Here is a 19481-nt window from a genome sequence, read left to right as displayed (position 1 = left end):
GGCGGAGGCGGGCTCAGCCTTGGGCCAGGGCCCAGAACCCCACCGCGTAGCAGACCAGCGCCAGCAGGAGCAGCGGGACGACCACGGCGGCGGGCGGGCCCGGGCGGCGGCGGACGGCGCGGCGATGGCGGGACGGGCGCGGCGGCGGGGTCTGCGGGACCTGCGGGCTCTGGGAGGGATGGAGGCCCTGTGGGGGGTGCGGGGCCTGCGGGGGCTGGGTGCCCTGCGGGTACTGCGGTTCCCGCGGGTGTGGCGGGTGCTGCGAGGGCTGCGGGTCCTGAGCGGTGTAGGAGGCGGTGGAGACCTCCCCGCCGGTCGGCGGGCGGTCCGGGACTACGCGGCCGGAACTGTCCGCGTCAGCGCGTTGAGGCATCACCGGGGCGACCGGGCCGGGGGGCGGCGGACTGGGGCGGAGCGGCGCCTGCGGCTGGGGGGAGAGGACGGACGGCTGTGCGGGTGGAGGGTACGGGGGAGGCCCGTCGTGCCGGGGTGGGGGCTGCCGCTGCGGCTGCTGCTCTGGAGGGCTGTGGTGCCGTGCGGGCCCGGCGGGGGAGTTCCGGTTGGTGACGGTCGGCTGGGGCGGCGGCAGGTGGAAGCTGCCGGTGTCGGACATCCCGCCCGGCTGCGGCGGGGGTGCGGCGGGGTGCCGGCGTGGATCGGCGGGTACGTCTGAGGCGCCGGGCATGTTCGACGCGGCGCCGGACGTACTCGACGCGGCACCGGACGTATTCGACGCGGCACCGGACGTATTCGACGTGGCGCCGGGCGCCTTCGACGCACGCGACGTGTCCGACGCACTCGCGCTTGCGCGCGACACCATGGAGTGGGTGCCGGGCCATGGGTCCGCCGCCCCCGGGTCGCCCCCCGCCTCGGACGGCACCGCACCGGACGTCTTCGCCGGGTCCGCCGCCCTGCGCCTTCCGCCGCCCGGCTTGAGCGGACCGTCCGGGCCGTAGCCCGGTGGCAGGGGCCCCAGCTGGTCGAAGACCTCGATCTGCTCGTCGTCGGGCCCGGGCTCCGGGAGCAGTTCGACCGCGGCGGCGAGCGCCTTGCGCGCCCCCGTGGCCGTGCGGAACCGGGCCACCGGGTCGGGCCGCAACAGCGTGGCCACGACCTGCCACAGCGGTTCGGGCACGCCCTTGGGCGCTCCGGGCGTCCCGTGTTCCGCGAAGTACTGGATGAGGGCCTTGGCGTCCGGCCTGGCGCCCTCCAGCAGATACAGCGCGACCAGCCCCACGGCGAACAGGTCCGCCGGGAAGTCCGGTTCCGCGCCCATCATCTGCTCGGGCGCGAGATACCCGGGCGTCCCCACCACCAGGTTGGTCTCGGTCAGGCGCGGCTCACCCAGCCGCATGGCGATGCCGAAGTCGGACAGCCGCAGGCGCGGCCGCCCGGTGCCGGTGGCCTCCAGCAGTACGTTGGCGGGCTTGATGTCACGGTGCACGACGTCCTCCGCGTGCACCGCGGCCAGGCCCGACAGGAGCTGGTCGAGCAGGGTGCAGACGAAGAGCGGCGGCAGCGGGCCGTAGTCCCCGACGAGATGGACGAGCGAACCGCCGGCGACCAGGTCCATGGTGAACAGGACCTTGTCGTCGTCGGCGGCCCAGCTGGCGGGCGCGAGCACGTGGGGGTGGTCGATCCGCAGCGCCTGTTCGCGGACGAAGCGCAGGAGCGAGTGCGCGTCGCGCTGTTGCAGCACCTTGGCGGCCACGTAACGGCGGCGGCGATGGTCCCAGGCGCGCCACACGGCGCCCACGCCCCCGCGTCCGATCGGGTCGACCAGCTCGTACCGTCCGGCGAAGACCTCACCCATCGCTGTGCGCCGCTCCTCCCCCCAATGTTCCCGACGACGCAGGCCTCGGCTCAGCTCTGGTGCGCCTGGTAGTGCGCGACGGCGTCGGACGTGCGCCCGGCCCCGTACACCCGGAGGAACTCTGCCAGCTCCGGGTGGCTCCGGGCGAGGGTGTCCGCGGCGTCGATGATGTCCCCCGCGGCGGCCACCGAACGCAGCAGGGACTGGATCTCCCGGACGACCCGCTTGACCGTCGGTGCTCCCGAACTGTTCGTGGTCTGGGTGGTGTTGCTGAGCACCGAGCCCCCCTGCGACTTCTTGATCTCGTCCATCCGTTCGGTGGCCTCGGCCGCGCTCACGCTGCCGTCCGCGACCTGCGCGGCCAGCTCCTGGAGCAGCTGCACCCGCTGCACCACGGCCGGGTTGCCGATCTTCGCCCGCTGACCGCTCATCAGCTGCGACAGCATCGGCGCGGACAGCCCCAGCACCCCCGCCAGACGGGCCTGGTTCAGCCCAAGATCGTCGATGAGCTTACGGAAGAGCGCCCCCAGCGGCTCCCCGTACCAGTTCCGCTGCAGTTCCCGCGCTCTTGCGGTGGCTTCCTGCTGTGCGGCGTCCATTGCGTCTCCCCATCGCTTCCCCATCACGGCGGTTCGCTGTCGCGAACCACGCGGAGCATCTTACGGAGCGTGGTCGTTCCGGGGGACCCCCCAATCTTTTTGCGAGATACCCGGGGTGACCCGCTACTCTGGTCTGCGGCGCCTGCCGGTACGCGGTTGTTCCGGCGGATGTTCCTCTTCCGGGGGCCTTAGCTCAGTTGGTAGAGCGCTGTCTTTGCATGGCAGATGTCAGGGGTTCGACTCCCCTAGGCTCCACTTCTCAGACGCCCTCTGAACTGCGGAAACGTGGTTCAGAGGGCATTCTTCGTCCCTCTGTGGCAGGCGTCGGCGGCGTGTGCGTCGGCCTCCGCTCCCCCTCCGCTCCCCCTCCGTCTTCCTCCCGGCCGCCAGAGCGCCCGGCACTGCCGTGACTGCCCGGGCCGCCGGGCCGCCGGGCCGCCAGGCCGCCCGAGCCACCGGGCCGCCCGAGCCCGTCGGACAGCCAGAGCCGCGAGCCGCCCGCACTGCCAGGCCGCCCCCGAGCCGCCGGCCAGCCCGAGCCGCCGGCCGGCCCGGGCCGTCAGTCCGCCCGAGCCGCCACTTTGCGCGAGCCGCCCGGACCACCCCCGGCCGCGGAAGACCCCCTTTGCGCAAACACCCCCCACCGACCCCCGCAGTCACCCTGTGACGAGGCATGAGGGCTGCTCAGCATTGCAACCGCGATCGCCGCTCCCCTCCACCCTCTCCGTTCCCCTCTCCGCTCCCCGCCCGCGTCGGGTCCGTTCCACGTGAGACACCGGTGGGGCGGGCGACCTCAGGTCGCCCGCCCCACCGGCACTCAGGAATCCACCCGGCCGCAGCCTCCGCGACGCTCAGCCGCGGTCGTCGCGGTGCGCGGCCTCCTCCTCGGCCTCCTTGGCCTGCACCTCGGGGTCGAGGGCGGATTCGCCGCTGCCGTCCACCGACGTCAGCCCGCCGGACTCGGGGACCTCGGTCGCGGCGGGGGGCTCGACCAGCCAGTCCGGGTTGGCCTGCTTGTCCCACCACTTCCAGGCGGCGTAGGCGCCGCCCGCGATCGCCCCGGCGACGGCCAGCACCTTCACGGCCCGGCCGGCCTTCGCCCGGCGTTCGTGCTTGCGGACGAGCTTCTGGATCTCCTTCGACGAGACCTGACCGCGCAGCGCGGCCAGGACGGCCGCGGCCCGGGCCGCGGCCTCGTCCTTGACGGGCCCGGCCGCGGCCACCGCCTGCTCGATCCTCGGCCGGGAGTACTCGGCGGCCTGCCGTGCGGCGTCGCGGGCGCGGACGGTGGCCTCGTGGGCGGCGTGGTCGACCTTCGGCGGCACATGCGCGCGGACCTGGTGGCGGGCCTGCTCCACGTGCGGCGCGAGATGCGACGCGTACTGCACGCGAGCTTGCCCGGCGGCCTGCGACACCCTGGGCGCGAGCCGTACGCGTGCCTCGTGTGCGTAGTGCGCGGCCCGGTCCTTGGCCGTGTCGGCGTAGGGCGCCACCACTTCCGCGGCGTGCAGCACGCTGTCCTTCGCCGAGCCGGTCGCGGCGCGCACGCTGTCGATGCGGGTCACGGGTTCCTCCTCCTCGGTGGCGTACGGTATTTCGACTTTCCACCCTTTTACGGATCATGCCTGTCCGGAAGCGATGCGGCATGCGCGGGCGGGCATCCGGGTCACGATCGCGGTGCGGCAGCGGATGGGTGATCACGGTGCAACAGCGGATGAACACGGAACAACAGGAGCTTGTCGTCGACAATGCCACGAATCGACCTCCGGCGCCCGTGTCCGAGGGGCGACTCGTCCGGAATTGCGCAACCGATACGCCCGGATACCCGCCTGTCAGCGGGCGTCGGGCGACGCCGGGCGTGGACCGTGCGAGGATCGGGGGGTCACAGGAAGACAACGGAAGGCAGATCGTGGCCGAGCAGCTCTACGCCACCCTGAAGACCAACCACGGCGACATCCAGGTTCGGCTGTTCCCGGACCACGCGCCGAACACGGTCAAGAACTTCGTCGAGCTCGCCAAGGGCGAGCGTGAGTGGACCCACCCGGCGACCGGTGAGAAGTCCACCGCCAGGCTGTACGACGGCACGGTCTTCCACCGGGTCATCAGCGGCTTCATGGTCCAGGGCGGCGACCCGCTGGGCAACGGCACGGGCGGACCGGGTTACCAGTTCGCGGACGAGTTCCACCCGGACCTGCAGTTCGACAAGCCGTACCTGCTGGCCATGGCCAACGCGGGCCCGGGCACCAACGGCTCGCAGTTCTTCATCACCGTCTCCCCGACGGCGTGGCTGAACCGCAAGCACACCATCTTCGGCGAGGTCACGGACGCGGCCAGCCAGAAGGTCGTGGACTCCATCGTGAGCACCCAGACCAACCCGCGCACCGACCGCCCGCTCAAGGACGTCGTCATCGAGACGGTCGTCGTCGAGTCCCGCGAGGCCTGAGCCCGCGCGGCGCCGCGAGGAACATGCCCCCGGAACGGGTCCGAGACCTGCCGGTGGGAACCTGGCGCCCCGCTCGTCCGTAAAGATGAGCGGGGCGTTGCAGCGCCGAGACGACGACCGAGGGGACCTCATGGACCAGGCGCAGGGCAGTCAGCCGGACGCGCAGAGCGCGCCCGTCTGCTATCGCCACCCGGGCCGCGAGACCGGCGTGCGCTGCACGCGGTGCGAGCGCCCCATCTGCCCCGACTGCATGGTCAGCGCCTCGGTCGGCTTCCAGTGCCCCGAATGCGTCCGCGGCGCCGCCGGCACCGGCCACGCGCCGGGCGCCTCCCGCCCCCGCACCCTGGCGGGCGGCACGGTCGCCGCCGACCCCCGGCTGCTCACCAAGATCCTGATCGGGATCAGCCTGGCGGTGTTCCTCCTCGTCCAGTTCCGCCCGTCGGTGCTGGACGGCCTGGTGCTGGTCGGCGCGTGGCCGCCGGCGCCCTGGGGCCCGACGGAGGGGGTGGCCGAGGGCGAGTGGTACCGCCTGGTCACGTCGATGTTCGCGCACGAGGCGATCTGGCACGTCGCCTTCAACATGCTCAGCCTGTGGTGGCTCGGCGGCCCCCTGGAAGCGGCCCTCGGCCGGGCCCGCTTCCTCGCGCTCTACCTGGTCTCCGGACTGGCGGGCAGCGCGCTGACCTATCTGCTGGCGGCTCCCACGACCGCCTCGCTCGGCGCCTCGGGCGCGGTCTTCGGGCTCTTCGGCGCGACGGCCGTCCTCATGCGCCGGCTCAACTACGACATGCGGCCGGTCCTGGTCCTGCTGGCGATCAACCTGATCTTCACGTTCACCTGGAGCAACATCGCCTGGCAGGCGCACATAGGCGGTCTCGTCGGCGGTCTGGTGATCGGCTACGCGATGGTGCACGCCCCGCGTGAGCGGCGGGCCCTGGTGCAGTACGGCGCCTGTGCGCTGATGCTGGCCGTGGTCGTCGGGGTGACGCTGCTGCGCACGGTTCAGCTCAGCTGAGCCAGGGGGTTATCCACTGAGCCGGGCAGTTGTCCACAGCGTGTGCCGGATCTTGTGCATACGGTGCAGGAACACCTGTGCCCCCTGCCTATGACATGCGTTTCCGCAGGTCAGGCAGAGGGCGAACAGTCTTTCGGGAGATCGTGCGACGGTCGTACCGGTGTCAACGCTCGATGGGTTATCCACAGATCGTCGTCTTTTCCCCAGGTCAGGTGTGGAAAGTGACCCCAAGCTGTGGATAACTCAGCGGATAGCCATGGGCAGAACTCCGTTCACCGCCCGGTGGCCCGTCCGTCGACCGGCTACTTCCACTGCGTGGAGACGCCGAACCCGGCCGCGATGAACCCGAAGCCGACAACGATGTTCCAGTTGCCCAGCGACTCGACGGGCAGCGAACTGTTGGTCACGTAGAAGACGACGATCCAGGCCAGACCGATCAGGAAGAGGGCGAGCATGACCGGTGCGACCCAGGCGCGGTTGGTCAGCTTGATGCTGGTCGCCTGCTTCGACGGCGGCGGCGTGTAGTCGGCCTTCTTGCGGATACGTGACTTCGGCACGAGGGTCTCTCCTGTCGATGCGCTGCGTGGCCGCGCAGGGAACTGGGTCGGGCTCGGGGCAGCGTACAAGGGGACACCGAGCGCTCCCCCGGGCGTCCGTTAGCGTAGTGCTTCCGCGGCGCCGAAGGAGATAAGGGTACGTTGAGCAATTCTGCCGACTCCCCCGGGACGGGATCCAGCGCGGGGCGCCGATGGGCCTTCCGGCCCGTGCGGCTGCTCACCGCGGCCGTCTTCGCTCTCGCGGGCCTCATCTTCTTCACCAGCTTCCACACCGCCAAGGGCACCAACATCCGCACGGACACGTCCCTGCTCAGGCTCTCGGACCTGATCCACGAGCGCAGCCGCAACAACGGCGAGCTGGACGAGACCAACGCCGCCCTGCGCGAGGACGTGGAGTCCCTGGCCGAGCGGGACGACGGCAGCACCAAGGCGGAGGACGACAAGCTCGCCGCCCTGGAGAAGGAGGCCGGGACCCACGAGCTCACCGGCGAGGCGATCACGGTGACCCTCGACGACGCCCCGCCCAACGCCACCGCCAGACTCCCCGGCTACCCCGAGCCCCAGCCCGACTACCTGGTCATCCACCAGCAGGACCTCCAGGCCGTGGTGAACGCCCTGTGGCAGGGCGGCGCCCAGGGCATCAGGGTCATGGACCAGCGGCTGATCTCCACCAGCGCCGTGCGCTGCGTGGGCAACACCCTGATCCTCCAGGGCCGCGTCTACTCCCCGCCGTACAAGATCACCGCGGTCGGCGACCCCGAGCGGCTCCGGCAGGCGCTCTCCGCCTCCCCGGCGATCCAGAACTACATGGTGTACGTCAACGTCTACGGGCTCGGCTGGAACGTGGCGGAGAACGGGACGGTGACGCTGCCCGGCTACTCGGGCACGGTGGACCTGCGGTACGCCCGGCCCGTGGAGTGAGCGCCTTCCCGCCGGATTCCGCACAGCCCGTGGAGGCCGGGAAACCAGCCGCCCCGCGCCGTTAGTCTGGTGCAGTACGGCGTGGATTTCTGGTGCCGTGGCGCGACGGAAGGGACGGCATGTACGGCTGGATCTGGCGGCATCTGCCGGGGAACGCGTGGGTCAAGGCGCTGATCTCACTGGCACTGGTCCTGGCCGCCGTCTACGTCCTGTTCCAGTACGTGTTCCCCTGGGCCGAACCGCTGCTGCCCTTCAACGATGTGACGGTGGACAACCAGTGAGCGCGCGCATTCTCGTCGTCGACAACTACGACAGCTTCGTCTTCAACCTGGTCCAGTACCTGTACCAGCTGGGTGCCGAGTGCGAGGTCCGGCGCAACGACGAGGTCGGCACCGCGCACGCCGACGACGGTTTCGACGGCGTCCTGCTGTCGCCCGGCCCCGGCGCGCCCGAGCAGGCCGGCGTCTGCATCGACATGGTCCGGCACTGCGCCGCCGCCGGGGTGCCCGTCTTCGGCGTCTGCCTCGGCATGCAGTCGATGCAGGTCGCCTACGGCGGGGTGGTGGACCGCGCCCCCGAGCTGCTGCACGGCAAGACCTCCCTGGTCGAGCACGGGGGCAGGGGCGTCTTCGCCGGTCTGCCCTCGCCGTTCACGGCGACCCGCTACCACTCCCTGGCCGCCGAGCCGCCGACCGTGCCGGCCGAGCTGGAGGTCACCGCCCGCACCCGCGACGGCGTCATCATGGGCCTGCGCCACCGGGAACTGCCCGTCGAAGGCGTGCAGTTCCACCCCGAGTCGGTGCTGACCGAGCACGGCCACCGGATGCTGGCCAACTGGCTGGCGGAGTGCGGCGACGAGGGTGCGGTGGCGAGGTCGGCGGGGCTCGCCCCGGTGGTGGGCAGGGCCACGGCGTGACCGCGCTGCGCCCCGAGCGCGAGTCCGGCGCGGCCGCCTACGGCGACGCCGGCGACCAGGGCTCCTCGTACGGCCGGCAGCCGTACGAGGCGGCGGGCGCGCTCGGGGACTGGTACGAGCAGCAGCCGTACGAGGCGGCCGCGGGCGGGGCGCCGGCGGACGCGGAGACGATGGCCCTGCGGGTGGCGCAGGCGCGGGGCGGGGCCGTACCGCCCGGCGCCCGGCGCGCTGCCCGGGGCGCGGCCACCGCGGCCACCGCGGTGGCCCCGGCCGTCACATCCTCCACGGAACCCACACCGCCCACAGGGCCCACAGAAGCCACAACGGGCACCGGTGGCACCGGGGTCACCCCGGGCGGCCGCGCGGCCCGCAGGAAGGCCGCCAAGCGCCGCCACCGGCGCCACGCGGGCCACGCCGCTCCCGTGGAGGCGGCCGCGGAGCAGCCGACGGCGGACGGGCCCGGCCGCCGGCTCTCCCGCGTCGAGGCCCGCCGGCTCGCCCGGGCCCGCAGGCCCGGCCCCGCGGTCGTGGCCAGCCGGCTGATCGGCGAGGTGTTCATCACCACCGGTGTGCTGATGCTCCTGTTCGTCACCTACCAGCTGTGGTGGACGAACGTCCGGGCGCACGCCCAGGCCGGCAACGAGGCCAGCCAGCTCCAGGACGACTGGGCGAACGGCACCCGCAACCCCGGCGCCTTCCGGCCCGGGCAGGGTTTCGCGCTGCTGCACATCCCCAAGCTGGACGTGGTGGTGCCGATCGCCGAGGGCATCAGCAACGAGAAGGTGCTCGACCGGGGCATGGTGGGCCACTACGCCGAGGGCGCGCTGAAGACGGCGATGCCGGACGCCGAGACCGGCAACTTCGGACTCGCGGGCCACCGCAACACGCACGGCGAGCCGTTCCGGTACGTCAACAGGCTCCAGCCGGGCGACCCGATCGTCGTCGAGACGCAGGACACGTACTACGTCTACGACATGGCGTCGATCCTGCCGGTGACCTCGCCGAGCAACGTGAGCGTCCTCGACCCGGTCCCCGCCGGATCGGGCTTCACCGGGCCGGGCCGCTACATCACCCTCACGACGTGCACGCCGGAGTTCACGAGCAAGTACCGGATGATCGTCTGGGGCAAGATGGTCGAGGAACGGCCGCGCAGCAAGGGCAAGCCGGATGCGCTCGTCAGTTAAGGGCAGATGATACGTGGCAGCGACCACCGATCGTGAAGAGCACACCGACGCCGCCCCCGCGGCGCCCCGGCCCGGGCGCCGCGGACCCGGCCCGATCGCCCTGGCGGTCAGTGTCTTCGGTGAACTCCTCATCACCGCGGGCCTCGTGCTCGGCCTGTTCGTCGTCTACTCGCTGTGGTGGACGAACGTCCTCGCCGACCGCAAGGCGGACCAGGAGGGCGACAAGGTCCGCGACAAGTGGGCCACCTCGCAGGAGGCCGGCGGCCCCGGCGCGCTGGACACCAGGGACGGCATCGGCTTCCTGCACGTGCCCACGATGAACAAGAGCGAGATCCTCATCAAGAAGGGCACCTCGGCGGAGCTGCTCAACGACGGCGTCGCCGGCTACTACACCGACCCCGTCAAGGCGACCCTGCCCACCAGCGGCAAGAACGGCAACTTCTCGCTCGCCGCCCACCGCGACGGCCACGGCGCCAAGTTCCACGCCATCCACCGGATCAGCAAGGGCGACCCGATCGTCTTCGAGACGAAGGACACCTGGTACGTCTACAAGGTCTACGCCGTCCTTCCCGAGACCTCGAAGTACAACGTCAAGGTCCTCGACGCGATCCCCCGCGAGTCCGGCCGCACGAAGGCCGGCAAGTACATCACGCTGACCACCTGCACCCCGGTCTTCACCAGCCGCTACCGGTACGTGGTCTGGGGCGAGCTGACGCGCGTGGAGAAGGTGGACGGCGAACGGACCCCGCCGGAGGAACTGCGCGGCTGAGGCGGTCCCGGTCCCCGGGCTTCGTAGGCACGACGACCGAGCCCCGGCCCCTCTTGTACGGGGTGCCGGGGCTCGGTCGTACGACGTGGGGCGGTCAGTCGCCGTCGCCGCCGCCGAAGAGGCCGCCGTTGCCGTTGCCTCCGTTGTTGCCGCCCAGACCCACGGTGCGCAGGGTGATCTGGGTGGCGGCGGGGTCGTCGACCTCCGTCTCGCCCTGCGGGTTCTGCGCGGTGACGAACGCCCCGTCGCTCTGGTCGCTGCCGCCCTCGAACTGGATGTTGGTGAAGCCGGCCGCGTTCAGGGTCTGCCTGGCCTGGCCCACCGTCTGTCCGACGACGCTCGGGACCTTCGTCTTCTGCTGCTGGAGCTTGCCGACCTTCATGGCCACCGTCGAGTTCTTGTCGACCTGCGAGCCCGCCGGCGGGGTCACCTCGACGACCTTGCCGTCCTGGTTGGGGTCGGTGGTCGGGACCTCGGTGCAGGTGCCCGTGAGGTTGTTGTCCTGCAACTGCTTCTGGGCAGCGTCACAGGCCTGGCCGACCACGTTCGGGACGGTCGCCTTCTCCTCGGCCTTGGCGACGACCAGGGTGATCGTGGAGCCCTTCTCGACCTCCCGGCCGCTGGCCGGGTTCTGCTCCAGGACGGTGTCCGGCTCCTCCGAGGAGACCCGGGTCTCCGTCTCGATCTTGAACTCGTAGTCCTCGCCCTCGAGTTTGGCCGTGGCCTCCTCGGCGGTGAGACCGATCACACTGGGCACGGCCACCTTCGGCGCGCCCGTCGACACCACGATGTTGACGGGGGTGTTCTTGTCGACCTCGGTCTTGGGCTGCGGGTCCTGGGAGCAGACGTTGCCCTTCTTCTGGTCCTCGCAGGGCTTGTTCTCGACCTCCAGGACGAGGTCGCTGTTCTCCGCCTGCCTCTGGGCGTCCTCCGCGGTCAGGCCCACGAAGTTCGGCACCGGCACCGTGTCGTTGCCCACACCGCCGCCGCTGAACGCGAACCGCCCGATCATGATCGCGCCGACGAGCACCAGGACCGCCGCGACGACCAGCAGGACCGTCGAGGTGCTGGACTTCTTCTGACGGCGCCGGTCCGGGCGGTCGTCGTAGCCGTAGCCGCCGTCGTCCGGGTTGACCGGCGGGAGCAGTGTCGTCGCGCCCGCGTGGCCGTGGCCGTCGGAGCGCAGGGCCGTCGTCGGCTGGTCGTCGGGGTAGCCGCCGTAGCCCACGGAGCCCATGGCCGCGGTGGCCGCGACCGGCTGGCCGTCGAGGCAGGCCTCGATGTCGGCGCGCATCTCGTCGGCCGACTGGTAGCGGTAGTTGGGATCCTTGACCAGCGCCCGCAGGACGATCGCGTCCATCTCCGGGGTGATCTCGGGGTCGAAGACGGACGGCGGCTGCGCCTCTTCCCGCACGTGCTGGTAGGCGACCGCGACGGGGGAGTCGCCCACGAAGGGCGGGCGGACCGTCAGCAGTTCGTACAGCAGGCAGCCGGTGGAGTACAGGTCGCTGCGCGCGTCGACCTGCTCACCCTTGGCCTGCTCCGGGGAGAGGTACTGGGCGGTGCCGATCACGGCCGCGGTCTGCGTCATCGTCATGCCGGCGTCGCCCATGGCGCGGGCGATGCCGAAGTCCATCACCTTGACCTGGCCGTTGCGCGTCAGCATGACGTTGGCCGGCTTGATGTCGCGGTGGACGATGCCGCTGCGGTGGGCGTACTCCAGGCCCTGGAGGATGCCGATGGTCATCTCCATGGCGCGCTCCGGCAGCAGCTTGCGGCCGGAGTGCAGCAGTTCCCGGAGCGTGGAGCCGTCGACGTACTCCATCACGATGTACGGGATCGAGACCCCGTCGATGTAGTCCTCGCCCGTGTCGTAGACCGCCACGATCGCGGGGTGGTTGAGTGAGGCGGCCGACTGGGCCTCCCGGCGGAAGCGGGCCTGGAACGACGGGTCGCGCGCGAGGTCCGCGCGCAGCGTCTTCACCGCCACCTGGCGCCCGAGCCGGGTGTCATGCGCGTGGTAAACCTCCGCCATGCCACCACGGCCGAGCACCGGGCCCAGCTCGTACCGGCCGCCGAGGCGACGCGGCTCTTCCATAAGCTACCTACCAGCCCTCTCCGTCGGTCCCGGCCTGCGTGTCGTGCGGCCCGAGACTGCCGTCCGGGCCTACCGTACCCGGCTCGCTGTGTGTGACCTGGCCAAGCCCGTCAGCCGATACAGGACCGGTATCGCAACGTGCGCCGATGTGAAGACGACGTGACGGGGCTCTCACCGCTTGCTCTGGATGACCGCCTCCATCACGCTCTTCGCGATGGGTGCCGCGAGGCCGCCGCCGGAGATGTCGCCGCGGTCCGCCGCCTCGTCCTCGACCACCACGGCCACGGCGACCGGCGAGCTGCCGTCGTCGAGCTTGGCGTACGAGATGAACCAGGCGTAGGGCTTCTCGCTGTTGTCGACGCCGTGCTGGGCGGTACCGGTCTTGCCGCCCACGGTGACGCCGTCGATCTTCGCGTTGCTTCCCGTGCCCTTGTCGACGACCGTCTCCATCATCGACTGGAGGATCTGGGCGTTGTCCGAGGACAGCGGCCTGCTGAGCTCCTCCGGCTCGGTCTGCTCGATGGTGTCGACGTTGGACGCCTGGAGCTTGTCGACCATGTACGGCTTCATCAGCGTGCCGTCGTTGGCGACCGCGGAGGCGACCATGGCCATCTGCAGCGGCGTCGCGGCGGTGTTGAACTGGCCGATCGAGGACAGCGCGGTCTGCGACTGGTTCATGTCGTCGGAGAACACCGACGCGTTGGAGCGGACCGGCGTGAACTGCTCCGAGGTGAAGCCGAACTCCTCCGCCGTCTCCAGCATCTTGTCGTTGCCGAGGTCGGAGCCGACCTTGCCGAAGACGGTGTTGCAGGACCACTGCAGGGCGACCCTGAGGGTCGCGTTCCTGCAGGGGATGTCCCCCTCGTTCTTCAGCTCGGTGGTGGTGCCCGGCATGGTCCACGGCAGCGGCGTCTTCGTGGGCGAGTCCGCGTCCGTGTACAGGCCGTGCTCCAGCGCCGCCGCGGCGGTGACCACCTTGAAGGTCGACCCCGGCGGGTAGGTCTCCCGCAGCGCCCGGTTGAGCATCGGGTCGTTCGGGTTCTCCTTCTTCTGGAGCTTGTTCCAGGCCTTCTGGTCGTCGTCGGAGTACCCGGCGATCGTCGAGGGGTCGTACGACGGGTAGGAGGCCAGCGCCAGGATCGCGCCGGTCTCCGGGTCCAGCGCCACCACCGCGCCCTTGCCGCGCTCGGCCAGGCCGTCGTACGCCGCCTTCTGCGCGGCCGCGTTGAGGGTGGTGACCACGTTGCCGCCGGCCTTGTTCTTGCCGGTCAGCATGTCCAGGGTGTTGCGGAAGAACAGCCGGTCGTCGTTGCCGGTGAGGATGCCGTCCTCCAGGTTCTCCAGCTGGTTGGTGCCGAAGGCCTGGGAGGCGTAACCGGTGACGGGCGCCCACATGGGGCCGTCCTTGTAGGTGCGGACGTACTCGAAGTCGCCGCTGGCGGCCCGCTTGGAGCCGGTGATGGCCTTGCCGTCGACGATGATGTCGCCGCGCGGGGTGGCGTACCGCTCGATGGCCACCCGGCGGTTGTCGGTGTCGGTGGCCAGCTCGTCCGCCCGGACGTACTGGAGCCAGTTGTCGCGGATCAGCAGGGTCAGGACGAGCAGTCCGCAGAAGACCGCGATCCGGCGCAGGGGCTTGTTCATGACGGGCGGACCACCTGGGTCATCTCGGCGTCGGGGTTGGGGGCGGGGGACGGCGCCGGGCGGCGCGCGGTGTCGCTGATCCTCAGCAGGATGCCGATCAGCGCCCAGTTGGCGATCACCGAGGAGCCGCCGTAGGCGAGGAACGGCATCGTCATACCGGTCAGCGGGATGAGCCCCATCACACCGCCGGCCACGACGAACACCTGCAGCGCGAAGGCGCCGGACAGGCCGATGGCGAGCAGCTTGCCGAAGGGGTCGCGGGCGGCCAGGGCGGTGCGCACACCGCGCTCCACGATCAGGGCGTAGAGCAGCAGCAGCGCCATCACGCCGGTCAGGCCGAGCTCCTCGCCGAAGGTGGCGAGGATGAAGTCGGAGTTGGCGGCGAACCGGATGAGCTCGGAGTGGCCCTGGCCCCAGCCGGTGCCCAGGGTGCCGCCGGAGCCGAACGCCCACAGCGCCTGCATGGCCTGCTCGGAGTGGCCCTCGACGTCCTGCCGGGAGAGCGTGTACTCGCGCATCGGGTCCAGCCAGGCGGCGACGCGCTGCTGGATGTGGGTCTCGAAGGAGGCCACGCCGACCGCGCCGACCGCGGACATCAGCAGACCGAAGACGATCCAGCTGGTCCGCTCGGTGGCGACGTACAGCATGATGACGAACATTCCGAAGAACAGCAGCGACGTGCCCAGGTCGGTCTCGAAGACCAGGATCAGGATCGACATCGCCCAGACCACGAGGATCGGGCCGAGGTCGCGGCCGCGCGGCAGGTACAGGCCCATGAAGCGGCGGCTGGCCAGGGCGAGCGCGTCCCGCTTGACCATCAGGTAGCCGGCGAAGAAGACCGCCAGGACGATCTTGGCGAACTCACCGGGCTGGATGGAGAAGCCGCCGACGTTGATCCAGATCTTCGCGCCGTAGATGTTCTGGCCGAGGCCCGGCACCAGCGGCAGCAGCAGCAGGAACAGCGCGCCGACCATCGAGATGTACGTGTAGCGCTGGAGCGCGCGGTGGTCCTTGAGGAAGATCAGCACCACGATGAACAGCGCGATGCCCATCGCCGTGTACATCAGCTGGCGCGGGGACGCCGTACCGGCCTGGCCGATGTCCTGCAGCAGCTCGGACTGGTCCAGCCGCCAGATGGCGACCAGCCCCAGCCCGTTGAGCAGGGTGGCCAGCGGCAGCAGCAGCGGGTCGGCGTACGGCGCGAACTTGCGGACGACCAGATGGCCGACGCCGGCCAGCAGACCGAGGCCGAGTCCGTAGCCCAGCAGGCCGGCCGGCACCTCGTCGTTGATCGCGAGGCCGACGTTGGCATAGGCGAAGACCGGGATGACGACGGCGAACACCAGCAGACCGAGCTCGGTGTTGCGCCTGCTCGGCGTGCCGATCGAGCCGATCGTGGACGTGTGCTGCGTCGACGTGTTGGTAGTACTGCTCATCGTGTGACGGGGCCTCTCACGCCTTGCCTACTGCTTACCGCACAGCGAGACGACCTTCTGCTCTTCCTCCGAGAGGCTGGGGCCGGGGCTGGGAGTGGGCGCGGTCGCGGACTGGGTCGGGGTCGGGGTCGGGGATCCGGTGGCCGACGGGGTCGGCGTGGCCTTGGACGTGAACGAGGTGCGGGTGGTTCCCGTGGTGCCGCCGGCCTCGCCCTGGCCGGTCCGCGCGTTGTCCTCGCTCTCGGCGGCGCGCCGCTGCGCCTCCTTCTCGCACGCGGAGGCCTGCACGGCCAGCTCGTCGATCTTCGCCTGGGCGTTCTTCAGCCCGCCCTCGGCGATCGTCGCCTCGACCAGCTGCTGCTGGTACGGCGGCAGGTACTTGAGTTCGATCTCGGGGTGGTCCTTCTCGACCTCCGACAGCGAGACCCAGGCCAGGTCCTGGCTGATGCCGCGGTACAGCGCGACGTGTTCGCCGTTGGTGCCGACGTAGTACTGCGTCTGCGTCCAGCGGTGGCCGCCGTACAGGCCGCCGCCGATGACGGCGAGCGCGAGGATGCCGTAGACGGACCGCTTCAGCCAGCGGCGCCGGGGCCGCGGCTTGACGAAGTCGTCGTCGCCGTAGTCGCCGATCCCGTCGGTGGGGATGTAGCCGGTGGTGTCGCCGGAGCCGGGCGGGCCGAACTCGCCGCCGCCCCCGCCCTGCCCGGGCACCTGGCGGCCGAGGCCGGCGGCGCGGCCGGCCGGGGTCTGCATGATGCCGTTGTCGTGCAGGTGGTGCTGGTTCTCGGCGACCGCGCCGACCACGACCGGGGTGTCGGACAGCTGCCCGGCGAGGGTGTCCCCGGTGTCGAGGTCCAGCACGTCGGCGACGATCACCGTGATGTTGTCGGGACCGCCGCCGCGCAGTGCCAGCTCGATCAGCTGCTGCACGGTCTCCTGCGGACCCTGGTAGCTGGCGAGGGTCTCCTCCATCGTCTGGTGGGAGACGACGCCGGACAGCCCGTCGGAGCAGATCAGATAGCGGTCGCCGGCCCGGACCTCGCGGATCGACAGGTCGGGCTCGACGTGGTCGCCGCTGCCGAGGGCGCGCATCAGCAGCGAGCGCTGCGGGTGGGTGGTGGCCTCTTCCTCGGTGATCCGGCCCTCGTCGACCAGCCGCTGCACCCACGTGTGGTCCTGGGTGATCTGGGTGAGGACACCGTCGCGCAGCAGGTAGGCGCGCGAGTCGCCGACGTGCACCAGGCCGAGCCGCTGGCCGGTCCACAGCAGGGCGGTGAGGGTGGTGCCCATGCCCTCCAGCGACGGGTCGTCCTCGACCATCTGGCGCAGCTGGTCGTTGGCGCGCTGGACCGCCGTGCCGAGCGAGGTGAGGACGTCGGAGCCGGGGATGTCGTCGTCGAGCTGGACGATGGTGGAGATCGCCTCGGAGGAGGCGACCTCGCCGGCCGCCGCGCCGCCCATGCCGTCGGCGATGGCGAGCAGGCGCGGACCGGCGTATCCGGAGTCCTCGTTGCCCTCGCGGATCATGCCTTTGTGCGAACCGGCGGCGAAGCGCAGTGACAGACTCATGCGCACCTCGCCCGTCGGCTGCTCCCGGTACAGCCGCTCCTGTCGAGCCACACTGCCCACCCTCCGGTCGGGAGCGCGCCGCGGCCCGGGGTGCCGGCCGCCACTGCGTGCTCGCTCCGCTCGCTCATTGTCGTACTACTTCCGCAGCTCGATGACGGTCTTGCCGATGCGGATCGGTGCACCCAGCGGGATCGGCGTGGGGGTCGTGAGGCGGGTCCGGTCGAGGTAGGTGCCGTTCGTGGACCCGAGGTCCTCGACGATCCACTGACCGTCCCGGTCCGGGTAGATCCTGGCATGGCGGCTGGAGGCGTAGTCGTCGTCCAGCACGATCGTGCTGTCGTGCGCCCGGCCCAGGGTGATGGTCTGGGACTGCAGCGCGACGGTGGTGCCGGTGAGTGTGCCCTCCGTCACCACCAGCTTGGTGGGGGCGTTGCGGCGCGCCCGCCCGCCGGCCGGCTGCTGGCGCTGCTGCGGGGGCGCCTGGCGCTGCGCCTGCTGCGCCCGGCCCGCGTCCCGCCGGGACCCGCGCTGAGTGACGCGCGTACCGAACAGATCGCTTCGGATGACCTGCACGGCCACGATCACGAACAGCCACAGTACGGCCAGGAAACCCAGCCGCATGACCGTGAGGGTCAGCTCTGACATTGCCCCCGGATCACCCTTCGGCTTGCCTATAGATAACGGTGGTGCTGCCCACGACGATCCGCGAGCCGTCGCGGAGCGTAGCGCGGGTGGTGTGCTGTCCGTCCACCACGATGCCGTTGGTGGACCCGAGATCCTGGATCGTCGAGGGCGTTCCGGTCCGGATCTCACAGTGCCGGCGGGACACGCCGGGGTCGTCGATCCGCACGTCGGCTTCGGTGCTGCGGCCCAGCACCAGCGTCGGGCGGGAGATCTGGTGGCGGGTGCCGTTGATCTCGATCCAGTACCTGGTTCGGGAGCCGGGGGCGGTGCCGGGACGCTGGTCGGCGGGCTGGGCCGGCTGCGGATAACCGTACCCGCCGGGGCGGGCGCCGGGCGGGGGCGCGGACGGCATGGGGGGAGCGCCGGCGGGCCGCGCGGGGCCGGCCGGGGGCGGGTAGCCGTAGCCGCCGGCGGGGGGGCCGGCGGGGCGGGCGCCACCGCCGGGCGCGGGGGCCTGCTGGCTGCTGGAGGAGGCGAGCGTACGGCTGCGCACCCGGTACAGACCGGTGTCCAGGTCGTCCGCCTTCTCCAGGTGGACCTTGATCGCACCCATGAAGGTGTAGCGCTGCTGCTTGGCGTAGTCGCGGACCATCCCGGCGAGCTCGTCGCCGAGCTGGCCGGAGTAGGGGCTGAGGCGCTCGAAGTCCGGGGCGCTCAGTTCCACGATGAAGTCGTTGGGGACGACGGTGCGGTCCCGGTTCCAGATGGTGGCGTTGTTGTCGCACTCCCGCTGGAGCGCACCGGCGATCTCCACCGGCTGGACCTCGGACTTGAACACCTTGGCGAAGGTGCCGTTGACCAGACCTTCGAGACGCTGCTCGAATCGCTTCAGGACTCCCATGGGGCACCTCCTCCGGTGTTGCCGTCCTGTGTACTGCCTACCCGGTACTGCTTACTGATCGTATCCACGCGCCGGTTAATCGGCTGGTTCCCCCTGTCAGCCCGGCCGACGGGTGTCGACGCCTGACGAAGTTCCCTGCGGCGCTCCCCTTCGAACGTCTGGCATGGATCGTAGAGGGGGTCGCAAACAAGTGTCCCGCACCGGACTGTGGACTCCGCCCGGCTCCGGGTCGGACGGGCCGTACCGGTACGAGGTTGATACGTGCGACGGCCGGTCAGTGTGCCGGTCAGTGTGCCGGTCAGTGTGCCGGTCGGCGTGCCGGTCCGGGGGTGTCCCTGCCCTGGACAAGGGATGTGAACCCACCCCGTCCAGCGTGCTAATGTTCTGGGTGTCGGAAGGCGCCAGCCCGAAAGGGCCGGACCGGAGACACACCCAATGCGCGGGTGGCGGAATAGGCAGACGCGCTGGATTCAGGTTCCAGTGCCCGCAAGGGCGTGGGGGTTCAACTCCCCCCTCGCGCACAGAGGGAACGGGTCCCTGCAAGTGACGGAAGTCACCGGCAGGGACCCGTTTCTCGTTGTGTCACGGGTTCTCTCCGTGTCACGGCCTGTGAGGACACGCGGGCCGGAAGAAGTACGTCGCGGGGCCTTGTTCGTGAGCTATCTCACGAACAAGGCCCCGCGGTGTTGTTCCGGGGGCGGTCAAGGGGTCGGCGGGTGCGGTGAGTTCGGGGGGAGCGGGGTGGCGGGGACGGATCTGCGGTTGGTGGCGGGGGTGCGCCGGTGGGTGGCTCCGACGGTGTGTGCCGACCCGCGCCCGTGGGTCGCTCTGACGGTGTGCGCCGACTGCGCCGGTCCGTCCACGGGTCCGTTGGTTCTGTCCGCGGTCCCGGGGAGGGTCGCCGTCGGGCGGGTTTTCCACAGGTGGGGAGTGGCGGTGGGGAGTTGTCCACAGGGTCTGACGTGATGCGGCGGCCGGTTGTACGGTCGGCA

At 71.0% G+C, this 19481-nt stretch carries 17 protein-coding genes and 2 tRNA genes; 9 read left to right on the top strand and 10 right to left on the bottom strand.

The window, feature by feature from the left end; translation table 11 throughout:
* Positions 1 to 13 precede the first annotated feature (13 nt).
* Complete coding sequence (locus tag ACFF45_RS00450; RefSeq protein ID WP_381340279.1) at positions 14 to 1813, bottom strand: serine/threonine-protein kinase; 1800 nt, start codon at positions 1811 to 1813, stop codon at positions 14 to 16.
* 50 nt (positions 1814 to 1863) lie between these two features.
* Positions 1864 to 2412, bottom strand: a complete 549-nt coding sequence (locus ACFF45_RS00445) for a helix-turn-helix domain-containing protein (protein WP_381340276.1) — start codon at positions 2410 to 2412, stop codon at positions 1864 to 1866.
* Positions 2413 to 2594: 182 nt separating this feature from the next.
* Here ACFF45_RS00445 and ACFF45_RS00440 point away from each other — a divergent pair.
* Positions 2595 to 2667: transfer RNA gene (locus ACFF45_RS00440), tRNA-Ala, on the top strand.
* 596 nt (positions 2668 to 3263) lie between these two features.
* Here ACFF45_RS00440 and ACFF45_RS00435 read toward each other — a convergent pair.
* Positions 3264 to 3977, bottom strand: coding sequence for a DUF5324 family protein (locus ACFF45_RS00435; protein ID WP_381340273.1), 714 nt, complete (start codon positions 3975 to 3977; stop codon positions 3264 to 3266).
* Between the two features lie 344 nt (positions 3978 to 4321).
* Here ACFF45_RS00435 and ACFF45_RS00430 point away from each other — a divergent pair, with 344 nt between their 5' ends.
* Positions 4322 to 4855 (top strand): peptidylprolyl isomerase, encoded by a 534-nt coding sequence (locus tag ACFF45_RS00430; protein ID WP_381340271.1) that lies wholly within the window; start codon positions 4322 to 4324, stop codon positions 4853 to 4855.
* 130 nt (positions 4856 to 4985) lie between these two features.
* Positions 4986 to 5870, top strand: coding sequence for a rhomboid family intramembrane serine protease (locus ACFF45_RS00425; RefSeq protein WP_381340268.1), 885 nt, complete (start codon positions 4986 to 4988; stop codon positions 5868 to 5870).
* Between the two features lie 302 nt (positions 5871 to 6172).
* On the opposite strand, the gene crgA is transcribed toward ACFF45_RS00425, so the two are convergent.
* A complete protein-coding gene (gene crgA / locus ACFF45_RS00420) occupies positions 6173 to 6427 on the bottom strand; it encodes a cell division protein CrgA (RefSeq protein WP_381340266.1) in 255 nt (84 codons plus the stop codon).
* Between the two features lie 141 nt (positions 6428 to 6568).
* Between crgA and ACFF45_RS00415 the strand changes: the two genes are divergently transcribed.
* The 5 genes from ACFF45_RS00415 to ACFF45_RS00395 all read left to right on the top strand — a co-directional run bounded on the left by ACFF45_RS00415 (position 6569) and on the right by ACFF45_RS00395 (position 10217).
* The gene (locus ACFF45_RS00415; RefSeq protein WP_381340263.1) at positions 6569 to 7348 is read left to right on the top strand and encodes a DUF881 domain-containing protein; all 780 of its coding nucleotides are present in this window, start codon (positions 6569 to 6571) and stop codon (positions 7346 to 7348) included.
* Positions 7349 to 7467: 119 nt separating this feature from the next.
* Complete coding sequence (locus ACFF45_RS00410; protein ID WP_381340261.1) at positions 7468 to 7629, top strand: hypothetical protein; 162 nt, start codon at positions 7468 to 7470, stop codon at positions 7627 to 7629.
* The gene (locus ACFF45_RS00405; RefSeq protein ID WP_381340259.1) at positions 7626 to 8264 is read left to right on the top strand and encodes an aminodeoxychorismate/anthranilate synthase component II; all 639 of its coding nucleotides are present in this window, start codon (positions 7626 to 7628) and stop codon (positions 8262 to 8264) included. The genes ACFF45_RS00410 and ACFF45_RS00405 overlap by 4 nt, the downstream gene beginning before the upstream one ends.
* Positions 8261 to 9448: a class E sortase gene (locus ACFF45_RS00400; protein WP_381340256.1), complete on the top strand. Its 1188-nt coding sequence runs from the start codon at positions 8261 to 8263 to the stop codon at positions 9446 to 9448. The genes ACFF45_RS00405 and ACFF45_RS00400 overlap by 4 nt, the downstream gene beginning before the upstream one ends.
* Before the next feature lie 13 nt (positions 9449 to 9461).
* Positions 9462 to 10217: a class E sortase gene (locus ACFF45_RS00395; RefSeq protein WP_381340253.1), complete on the top strand. Its 756-nt coding sequence runs from the start codon at positions 9462 to 9464 to the stop codon at positions 10215 to 10217.
* Between the two features lie 94 nt (positions 10218 to 10311).
* Here the strand turns inward: ACFF45_RS00395 and pknB are convergent, their stop codons facing one another.
* The 6 genes from pknB to ACFF45_RS00365 form a co-directional block, all read right to left on the bottom strand.
* Complete coding sequence (pknB, locus tag ACFF45_RS00390; protein WP_381340251.1) at positions 10312 to 12315, bottom strand: Stk1 family PASTA domain-containing Ser/Thr kinase; 2004 nt, start codon at positions 12313 to 12315, stop codon at positions 10312 to 10314.
* A gap of 171 nt (positions 12316 to 12486) precedes the next feature.
* Positions 12487 to 13959, bottom strand: coding sequence for a peptidoglycan D,D-transpeptidase FtsI family protein (locus tag ACFF45_RS00385; protein WP_381340248.1), 1473 nt, complete (start codon positions 13957 to 13959; stop codon positions 12487 to 12489).
* A complete protein-coding gene (locus ACFF45_RS00380; protein ID WP_381340245.1) occupies positions 13956 to 15395 on the bottom strand; it encodes an FtsW/RodA/SpoVE family cell cycle protein in 1440 nt (479 codons plus the stop codon). Before ACFF45_RS00380 ends, ACFF45_RS00385 begins: the two co-directional genes overlap by 4 nt.
* Positions 15396 to 15422: 27 nt before the next feature.
* Positions 15423 to 16964 (bottom strand): Stp1/IreP family PP2C-type Ser/Thr phosphatase, encoded by a 1542-nt coding sequence (locus ACFF45_RS00375; protein ID WP_381340550.1) that lies wholly within the window; start codon positions 16962 to 16964, stop codon positions 15423 to 15425.
* A 135-nt stretch (positions 16965 to 17099) separates the two neighbouring features.
* On the bottom strand, positions 17100 to 17609 hold the full coding sequence (locus tag ACFF45_RS00370; RefSeq protein WP_218516028.1) for an FHA domain-containing protein FhaB/FipA: 510 nt from the start codon (positions 17607 to 17609) through the stop codon (positions 17100 to 17102).
* 10 nt (positions 17610 to 17619) lie between these two features.
* Positions 17620 to 18489, bottom strand: coding sequence for an FHA domain-containing protein (locus tag ACFF45_RS00365; protein ID WP_381340242.1), 870 nt, complete (start codon positions 18487 to 18489; stop codon positions 17620 to 17622).
* Positions 18490 to 18926: 437 nt separating this feature from the next.
* Here ACFF45_RS00365 and ACFF45_RS00360 point away from each other — a divergent pair.
* A tRNA-Leu gene (locus tag ACFF45_RS00360) sits at positions 18927 to 19010 on the top strand.
* Positions 19011 to 19481: the final 471 nt, after the last annotated feature.

Source organism: Streptomyces cinereospinus, from assembly GCF_042430725.1.
Taxonomy (GTDB): Bacteria; Actinomycetota; Actinomycetes; order Streptomycetales; family Streptomycetaceae; genus Streptomyces; species Streptomyces cinereospinus.
Note: the sequence above shows the minus strand (reverse complement) of the source record. Positions and strands in the feature narration are given on the sequence as shown.

What these genes read in the sequence shown, in the direction of transcription:
- ACFF45_RS00450 (WP_381340279.1), bottom strand. Translation starts at nt 1,813, where the DNA reads ATGGGTGAGGTCTTCGCCGGACGGTACGAGCTGGTCGACCCGATCGGA.
- ACFF45_RS00445 (WP_381340276.1), bottom strand. Translation starts at nt 2,412, where the DNA reads ATGGACGCCGCACAGCAGGAAGCCACCGCAAGAGCGCGGGAACTGCAG.
- ACFF45_RS00425 (WP_381340268.1), top strand. Translation starts at nt 4,986, where the DNA reads ATGGACCAGGCGCAGGGCAGTCAGCCGGACGCGCAGAGCGCGCCCGTC.
- ACFF45_RS00410 (WP_381340261.1), top strand. Translation starts at nt 7,468, where the DNA reads ATGTACGGCTGGATCTGGCGGCATCTGCCGGGGAACGCGTGGGTCAAG.
- pknB (WP_381340251.1), bottom strand. Translation starts at nt 12,315, where the DNA reads ATGGAAGAGCCGCGTCGCCTCGGCGGCCGGTACGAGCTGGGCCCGGTG.
- ACFF45_RS00385 (WP_381340248.1), bottom strand. Translation starts at nt 13,959, where the DNA reads ATGAACAAGCCCCTGCGCCGGATCGCGGTCTTCTGCGGACTGCTCGTC.
- ACFF45_RS00380 (WP_381340245.1), bottom strand. Translation starts at nt 15,395, where the DNA reads ATGAGCAGTACTACCAACACGTCGACGCAGCACACGTCCACGATCGGC.
- ACFF45_RS00375 (WP_381340550.1), bottom strand. Translation starts at nt 16,964, where the DNA reads ATGAGTCTGTCACTGCGCTTCGCCGCCGGTTCGCACAAAGGCATGATC.
- ACFF45_RS00370 (WP_218516028.1), bottom strand. Translation starts at nt 17,609, where the DNA reads ATGTCAGAGCTGACCCTCACGGTCATGCGGCTGGGTTTCCTGGCCGTA.
- ACFF45_RS00365 (WP_381340242.1), bottom strand. Translation starts at nt 18,489, where the DNA reads ATGGGAGTCCTGAAGCGATTCGAGCAGCGTCTCGAAGGTCTGGTCAAC.